Consider the following 7894-nt stretch of genomic DNA (forward strand, 5'->3'; position numbering starts at 1 on the left):
TCCATCAGCTATTAGTGTACCTGCTCAGACTAAATGTTATCAGAGCTACAAAAAATCTAGATAATAATACAAAAAGCGAATCGAAACAATGAATTCTGTTTTGTTCGCTTTTTATTTAATCTGTTACATTTTGACATTGTCATTTAATTGTATATCTACATAAAATTTACATTTTTATATGAAGTATTTGAGATAAAGGAGTATAATAACTTTAAAACTGATTACATATATATCGATAAGGAGGGCAACTCTTTATGCTGAGAAGATTTGTTACTAAGAAACACCTCGTACTTTACTTCTTTTCTATTGCCATTACTTGGCTGGAAGCAATTATCACGCCATCCCTTGTGCAAAATATTGTTGCTAGTTTTACCAATCAAGAACTAGGACTTCTTTGGAAAATTTTGATTTTAGGAATCCTTGGTAATCTCATCCTCTTACTAGGCTTGGCTGGGAAACGTTATTACTATGCCCGTTTGATTACTGATTTCAAATATGGAATCAAGAGTGCTATTTTCAAACGATTTTTAAACAGTTATGAAATTGATGAAAAGGATATTTTGTCCGACCTAGAAAACGACGTCAAGCAACTAGAAGAAAGCTATATTGAGCCAACGGTCATCATCATTTCTTCTCTTGGCTTCACAACTGTGTCCATTCTCTATGCCCTATGGACCAATTTTTACTTGGGCTTGATTTTCATCCTCTTCTACTCCTTTCCTGTACTCTGCAGTGCTATCGGATCAAAACGTTTGGATTCACTTTCTGAAAAGCGGTCCACTGTTAACCAGAGCTACTTAGCAAGCTTGATAAATTTTATTGGTGGTAGCCAACAAATTCGCCATTATCAGGGGCAAGACTACTTTTTTGCTCGCTACCAAAAGCAATTACAAACCAGTCTAGATGCCGAAATTAACTATGAAAAGCAACGAACTTTAAACAGTCTCTTGATCAATAGCATCGATGCCTTTTGTTCCGTCACCCCTATCGTCATCGGTGGCTTTATGACCTACTATAATTATTTAGATGCGGCGAGTTTTGTGGCTATCTATCTTGTTTCCCATAATATCGGCTATCAATTCCAAGAGTTGGCTTACTTTACCAACACCCGAAAAGCGACTCGAACTCTTCTCAACAAATACCAAAAACTTTTGAGCCAGTCTGACTCCATCTCGCCTAGAAACATAGAAAATATTTTCCCTATCCAACTTGACAGCATCTCCCTAGAAAAAGAGGGAAATAGCCTCCTGTCTCCGATTTCCATGCACATCAAGCAAGGAGAAAAAATCGCCATTATCGGGGAAAGTGGCTCTGGTAAGACGACACTACTCAATATCATTCATGGAGAAGAGATACCGACAAGTGGACAGATTAGCTTTGCTGGTCAAAACCTGTCACGTAAAGAAATCCCAAGCTTTAGTTCCTATATCCTCCAAGATAGCCATTACTTTGATACGCTATCTCTGGAAGACAATATCCTTCTGGGACTGGATAAAAATCCAGAGACTTTAAATCATATCCTCAAAAAAACAGGATTAGAACATTTGAAAAATCGAACGCTCAGCAATGATAGTCTGTCTGGTGGCGAGAAACAACGCCTAGAAATTGCTCGTGCCCTCTATCACGATAGTCAACTCATCTTAGCAGATGAAATTAAGGCCAATCTTGACTCGGAAAATAGCAGAAAAATTAGCGACTTACTCTTCTCCCTACCTCAAACAGTCATTGAAGTCATTCACCACTACACGGAAGAAGACTTAAAACACTATGACCAAGTCATTCACTTAAGCAAAGAAAAGTAAAAGCCTATAACATACGATTTTAAAAAGCAAGGAACTCGAATTCCTTGCTTTTTAACTCAATATCAAACTGGCTACGATAGGGCTAACAAAAACATAGAGAATACCGGTAACACCGATAGCCAAACCACCCATAGCTCCTGCTACAGAGCCATATCGAAAGGCTGTTCCCGTTCCGACAGCATGACCTGTTCCTCCAAGGGAAAGACCAACAGCTACTGGGTCGTCAATTTTCAACCACTTCAAAAGGGTTGGTCCGATAACACTGGTTAAAATCCCAGTCGCCACTACAACCACCAAGGTCACGGTCGTCAGACCTTGCAATTTTTCTGTGATTCCAACTGCCATGGCGGTTGTCACTGACTTAGGAAAGAGAGAAATGGCTAGGAAAAAGTCCATGCCAAAAATCTTAGCTACAAGGGCTGTGAAAGAGGTATTGACCACTACCGCTAGCAGACTACCAAAGAGAATACTGCGAGCATGGTGCTTCATCAAGTGGAAACTCTTATAAAGCGGAATCCCTAGAGCCACGGTCGATGGGACAATCAAGTTGTTCAGATAGACACCACCTTGGTAGTAATCTTGGTAAGAAATCCCCGTCAGCTTTAGAAAAATGATAATGAAAACAGCTGACAAAAGCAAGGGCGTTGTCAAAGGATGGGGAAAACGTCTGTAAATCAGCATTCCCACTAGATAAGCTAGGATAGACAGGGCAAGCCCAAATAGGGGATTGGAAACAAATTCACTCATTTGGCATCTCCTTTCTCATAATCTCCCTCAAACCGTCTCTTGATGAACTGAACTACCAAGGCTATGAGGATAATATTGATGACTGCTGCAAAAAAGACAATCAAAACAATTGGCAAAAGATAGGGAGCAATCACATCAAACTTCTCCATGATTCCCACTGCTGGCGGCAAAAAGAGAATGGTCATATTGGCCAGCAAGAAATTCCCCACCATGTTGACATGCCTGGTTCTCAACCACTTAAATTGCAGGGCTAGAAAAAGAATAATCAAACCGATAATACTGCCGGGTATGGGCAAATGAAAGAAACTAGAGATCCCCTCTCCGATTAGAGAAATCACAAAGAGAATCATTAATTGAACATATAATTTCATCCTAAACTCCACGAAATAGACTTCTTGCATACCAGTTTACTCTTTTTTCAGAAAATTTCAAGGAAATGCACAAGAGTCATTAAAAATTAGAGAGGAAAGGGGATACAAACAATTCTTGACTTGTGAAAACAAGCATGATTTAGGATAAAAGATGCCTGCGTCTTTCTTGCCAGCTTGATTTAAAAGTAGTATAATTATTGCATGCGCAATCATCTTGTGATGCAGAGAATGTCCGTTAATGGACATTCTTCTATGTTATAACTCTAAAAAGAAAGGAGATACTATGACCTATTTGGAAAAATGGTTTGACTTCAATCGGCGTCAGAAAGAAATCGAAAGTCTCTTGGAAGAGACTATTGCTAATCAGAGTGAACAAAGTCTGACCTTGAAAGAGTTTTACCTCCTCTACTATCTGGACTTGGCCCAAGAAAAATCTCTACGCCAGATTGACCTGCCAGACAAGCTTCATCTGAGCCCGAGCGCTGTTTCTCGGATGGTGGCTCGCTTGGAAGCTAAAAATTGCGGTCTGCTTAGTCGCAGGTGTTGTGATCAAGATCGACGCTCTAGCTTTATCTGCCTGACAAGTGATGGACAAAAAACACTGGCCTCTCTACAAAAGGCTGTCGAAGCAAGCTTGGAAACTGGTTTGGATTTCTGGGTTTAAGATGACTTTGAAAAAAAACTTGCGTGCGCAATCATTTTTCTTGACATTCTCTTTTACAAGGAGTAAAATAAAGTCATCATTAAACAAAGGAGTTTTAAACATGATTGAAATTACCTATCTAGATGCCAGCAAGAATGAAAGAACTGTGACTTTCGAGTCTTATGAAGACTTTGATCGTTCACAACAAGCTTGCCTTATCGGCGTCGCAGACTACTACCCTGTTCAAAAATTGACTTACAACGGTCATGATTTGGACTACCATGGGACTTATGGAGATATCTTTTTCTATCTCAAGAAACAAGATTTAAGCCAATATAACTAAATAAAAAAGGAGAAATACAATGGCAAAAGCAATTACAGATGCAACATTTGAACAAGAAACTAAAGACGGTTTGGTCTTGGTAGACTTCTGGGCAACTTGGTGTGGTCCATGTCGTATGCAAGGTCCAATCTTGGATAAATTGTCTGAAGAACTTTCAGAAGATGTTTTGAAAATCGTTAAAATGGACGTTGATGAAAATCCAAACACAGCTCGTGCTTTTGGAATCATGTCTATCCCAACCCTTCTCTTCAAAAAAGACGGCCAAGTGGTGAAACAAGTTGCTGGTGTTCACACAGCAGAACAAATCAAGGCCATCGTTGCTGAATTGAGCTAATCGCACTAGAGACCAAGTACTTCATTTGGTCTCTTTTTTCTTGCCCTTTGCCATTTTTCAAAAAATATGCTAGACTGTAGGTAGAATATTACGATGTTTGGGACATGCCATCGCTAAAAAAAACCTCTACTTGGTATTTTTTAGCTCCCTCAAGGGAGCTTTTTGCGTGCTCTGAACATTTCCCATTTTGGAAGGAGTATTATGAAACGTCAATCAGCCTTGGTCGTCTTTAGTGGCGGTCAAGATTCTACAACCTGCCTCTTTTGGGCTAAAGAACACTATGAAACGGTCGAAGCCGTTACCTTTGCCTACGGCCAACGCCATCACCTCGAAATTCAAGTTGCTAGAGAAATCGCTAAGGAACAGGGGATTCGTCATCATATCCTAGATATGTCTCTGCTGGGGCAAATCACTGAAAATGCCCTGACCTCTGATATGGAAATCGAGCAAAAAGAGGGAGAGGTTCCCAATACCTTCGTTGACGGTCGCAACCACCTCTTTCTGTCCTTTGCGGCAGTCCTTGCTAAGCAACGAGGTATTAAAGATATCGTGACAGGTGTCTGCGAGACAGACTTCTCAGGCTACCCCGATTGTCGAGATGTCTTTGTCAAATCCCTTAATGTTACCCTCAACCTTGCCATGGATTACGACTTCGTTATCCAAACACCTCTCATGTGGCTAGACAAGGCTGAAACTTGGGAATTAGCCGACCAACTCGGTGCCTTTGACTATGTTCGTGAAAAGACCTTAACCTGCTACAACGGGATTATCGGAAGTGGTTGTGGAGATTGTCCATCCTGCCACCTACGTCAACATGGTTTAGATGTTTATCTCTCACAGAAAGGAGAAGCCTAATGTTTTTTGCACCCAAAGAAATCAAACGAGAAACTGGGGAGTCTCTTGTCTACAATCCACACAGAACCTTGGTATCAAAAGAATTTACCTTCGATGCTGCCCACCACCTCTTTCACTATGAGGGAAAATGCAAGTCCCTGCACGGCCACACCTATCATCTGCAGATTGCTGTCAGTGGATTTTTAGATGAACGTGGCATGACCTACGATTTCGGAGATATCAAAGCGATCTACAAGAACTACTTAGAGCCCCACTTGGATCATCGCTATCTCAATGAAACTCTTCCCTATATGAACACGACTGCTGAAAATATGGTTTACTGGATTTTCCAAACCATGAACCAAGAGTTGCCAGACGAGCGCGGTCTCCGTTTGGAATATGTTCGCCTCTATGAAACTCCGACTGCCTTTGCAGAGTTTAGACGGGAGTGGTTAGATGACTAGGGAACGTGTCCTCAAACTACCAGTTTTGGAAATTTTTGGCCCAACCTTTCAAGGCGAAGGCCGTGCAATCGGGCAGAAAACCATGTTTGTCCGCACTGCAGGTTGCGACTACCACTGCGACTGGTGCGATTCTGCCTTTACATGGGATGGCTCTGAAAAGCCAACTCGTATGACTGCTGACGAGGTCATTGCTGCCTTGGATAAATTAGGGAGCTACGACTATGTAACCCTATCTGGGGGAAATCCTGCTATCCTAGCAGCCAACATGGCTGAATTGGTCACTAAACTCAAGAAACGTGGTGTCACTCTAGCTGTTGAAACTCAAGGCTCCCGCTGGCAAAATTGGTTGAAAGACATCGACCAGGTTACTCTCAGTCCAAAACCTCCTTCATCCAAGATGGAAGTCAACTTTGAAACCTTGGACTTTATCGTTTCCCAACTTGATCCAGACAAGGTCACCTTTAAAATCCCTGTCTTTGACGATGTAGATTTGGCCTTTGCCAAAGGCATACAGGAGCGCTACCAACCAGATGTTCTCTTTTTATCAGCAGGAAATCCTGAGCCTAAGGCTAGAGGCAATATTGTCCAAGACCAACTGGACCGTCTCAAAGAACTCTGGGAACGCATCGCTGCCGACGATAGCTGGAGCAATGTCCGCGTCCTTCCCCAACTCCATACCCTCCTCTACGATAACAAACGTGGTGTTTAAAATTAGAAAGAAAAAATCATGTCACAACAAGAAGAAATGAAAAACCTCAGCCTCCTCGGCAACAAAGAAACCAACTACATTTTCGAATATCAACCAGAAGTCCTGGAATCCTTTGACAATCGTCATGTGGAAAATGACTATTTTATCAAATTTAACTGTCCTGAATTTACCTCGCTTTGCCCTATTACCGCTCAGCCAGACTTTGCGACGATTTATATTTCCTACATCCCTGACAAGCTCTGTGTTGAGTCAAAATCCCTCAAACTCTACCTCTTTAGTTACCGAAATCATGGAGATTTTCACGAAAACTGTATCAACACCATCGGTAAAGACTTGGTCAACTTGCTAGACCCTCGCTATTTAGAAGTCTGGGGAAAATTCACACCGCGCGGTGGCATTTCAATCGACCCCTACTACAACTACGGTAAGCCAGGAACTAAGTATGAAGGCTTGGCAGAACAACGCCTCTTCCAACACGACCTTTATCCAGAGAAAATTGACAACCGTTAAACTCATACTCAATGAAAATCAAAAAGCAAACTAGGAAACTAGCCGCAGGTTGCTCAAAGCACTGCTTTGAGGTTGTAAATGAATCTGACGTGGTTTGAAGAGATTTTCGAAGAGTATCATACGAAAAAGCCCTGTTCCTCAAGATGAGGAGCAAGGCTTTTTGAGTTTCAATTATTCTTCTGTTCCAAGACAGTTTTTAGCAACAAGTGCTGCAAGAACACCACCAACGATTGGGGCAAGGATGAAAATCCATACTTGTTGAAGGGCTGCACCACCTACCAAGACAGCTGGTGCCAAGCTACGAGCTGGGTTAACTGAAAGTCCAGTAATGTTCAATCCCACAAGGATCATCGCCATCAATGACAAACCGATTACCAAACCAGCAATCGCGCCATTTCCCTTGCTTTCTGAAGTCACAGTCATGATAACCAAGACAAACAAGAAAGTTGCGATGACTTCAAATAAGAAACCACCAAAGACAGTGACTCCGTTTGCCAAGGCATTTTCACCAAGACTTGCAGTTGACATACCTGAATTTGCCAAGAGGAAGAGTACAGATCCAGATGCAAGGAAAGCACCAACCACTTGTCCGAGGATGTAGTTTACAAGCTCAGAAGATGACAAACGTTTGTTTACAAACATAGCGATCGAAACAGCTGGATTCAAGTGAGCACCTGAAACAGTTCCGATTGAGAAAGCTGCGACTACGATTGCCAAACCAAAGGCAAAAGCAATTCCAAGGTGTCCAAGACCATCAAGACCATTTCCAAAAACAACAGCTCCTGTTCCGATGAACACAAGCATGAACGTACCGATTAACTCAGCAACAAATTTTTTCATTTTCTTTCTCCTTTTTTCAAAAACTAGATACTAGTCTATCAAAAGAGGGAAAAGGTTTCAAGAAAATTGATTGGAAAGTTTCAGGTTAGAATTCTATAAAAACGGTAGTGTTTATTTGAAACATTTTTTCTAAAGGTATATAATATCAACATAGTTCAAATATGTTATTAACCCCCTAATTTGAACTACCTTTTACAACTTTGCTGTTCTTTTATGAACGTTTGAATGGTATCGTGGATACCAAGGAGGAATCATATGTCTAAAGTAGCTATCGTTACAGGTGCAGGTCAAGGGATC

The 7894-nt window shown here is 41.4% G+C and carries 11 protein-coding genes; 8 read left to right on the top strand and 3 right to left on the bottom strand.

Going from position 1 to position 7894, the window contains the following annotated elements; all coding sequences use genetic code 11:
* The first annotated feature begins 254 nt into the window (after positions 1 to 254).
* Positions 255 to 1802 carry an ABC transporter ATP-binding protein gene (locus tag QZ359_RS09210; protein ID WP_293965925.1) on the top strand — a complete coding sequence of 516 codons (1548 nt, stop codon included), beginning with the start codon at positions 255 to 257 and terminating at the stop codon, positions 1800 to 1802.
* A gap of 51 nt (positions 1803 to 1853) precedes the next feature.
* Here QZ359_RS09210 and QZ359_RS09215 read toward each other — a convergent pair whose 3' ends face one another.
* On the bottom strand, positions 1854 to 2549 hold the full coding sequence (locus QZ359_RS09215) for an LrgB family protein (protein WP_001288948.1): 696 nt from the start codon (positions 2547 to 2549) through the stop codon (positions 1854 to 1856).
* Positions 2546 to 2920 (bottom strand): CidA/LrgA family protein, encoded by a 375-nt coding sequence (locus tag QZ359_RS09220; RefSeq protein WP_000781325.1) that lies wholly within the window; start codon positions 2918 to 2920, stop codon positions 2546 to 2548. Before QZ359_RS09220 ends, QZ359_RS09215 begins: the two co-directional genes overlap by 4 nt.
* Before the next feature lie 283 nt (positions 2921 to 3203).
* Between QZ359_RS09220 and QZ359_RS09225 the strand changes: the two genes are divergently transcribed.
* The 7 genes from QZ359_RS09225 to queF all read left to right on the top strand — a co-directional run bounded on the left by QZ359_RS09225 (position 3204) and on the right by queF (position 6757).
* The gene (locus QZ359_RS09225; protein ID WP_293965926.1) at positions 3204 to 3584 is read left to right on the top strand and encodes a MarR family transcriptional regulator; all 381 of its coding nucleotides are present in this window, start codon (positions 3204 to 3206) and stop codon (positions 3582 to 3584) included.
* Between the two features lie 100 nt (positions 3585 to 3684).
* Positions 3685 to 3906, top strand: coding sequence for a DUF4649 family protein (locus QZ359_RS09230; RefSeq protein ID WP_000570255.1), 222 nt, complete (start codon positions 3685 to 3687; stop codon positions 3904 to 3906).
* A 19-nt stretch (positions 3907 to 3925) separates the two neighbouring features.
* The gene (trxA, locus tag QZ359_RS09235; RefSeq protein WP_001029581.1) at positions 3926 to 4240 is read left to right on the top strand and encodes a thioredoxin; all 315 of its coding nucleotides are present in this window, start codon (positions 3926 to 3928) and stop codon (positions 4238 to 4240) included.
* A gap of 201 nt (positions 4241 to 4441) precedes the next feature.
* Complete coding sequence (gene queC / locus QZ359_RS09240; protein WP_033676507.1) at positions 4442 to 5095, top strand: 7-cyano-7-deazaguanine synthase QueC; 654 nt, start codon at positions 4442 to 4444, stop codon at positions 5093 to 5095.
* Positions 5095 to 5538, top strand: coding sequence for a 6-carboxytetrahydropterin synthase QueD (gene queD / locus QZ359_RS09245; protein WP_033676505.1), 444 nt, complete (start codon positions 5095 to 5097; stop codon positions 5536 to 5538). The genes queC and queD overlap by 1 nt, the downstream gene beginning before the upstream one ends.
* Positions 5531 to 6247 (top strand): 7-carboxy-7-deazaguanine synthase QueE, encoded by a 717-nt coding sequence (queE, locus tag QZ359_RS09250; RefSeq protein WP_293965927.1) that lies wholly within the window; start codon positions 5531 to 5533, stop codon positions 6245 to 6247. Before queD ends, queE begins: the two co-directional genes overlap by 8 nt.
* Before the next feature lie 18 nt (positions 6248 to 6265).
* Complete coding sequence (queF, locus tag QZ359_RS09255; RefSeq protein ID WP_000082587.1) at positions 6266 to 6757, top strand: preQ(1) synthase; 492 nt, start codon at positions 6266 to 6268, stop codon at positions 6755 to 6757.
* Positions 6758 to 6928: 171 nt separating this feature from the next.
* On the opposite strand, the gene QZ359_RS09260 is transcribed toward queF, so the two are convergent.
* A complete protein-coding gene (locus tag QZ359_RS09260) occupies positions 6929 to 7597 on the bottom strand; it encodes an aquaporin (RefSeq protein WP_293965928.1) in 669 nt (222 codons plus the stop codon).
* Between the last annotated feature and the right edge of the window lie 297 nt (positions 7598 to 7894).

It is taken from the genome of Streptococcus sp. (assembly GCF_019414905.1).
In the GTDB taxonomy this organism is placed as follows: Bacteria; Bacillota; Bacilli; order Lactobacillales; family Streptococcaceae; genus Streptococcus.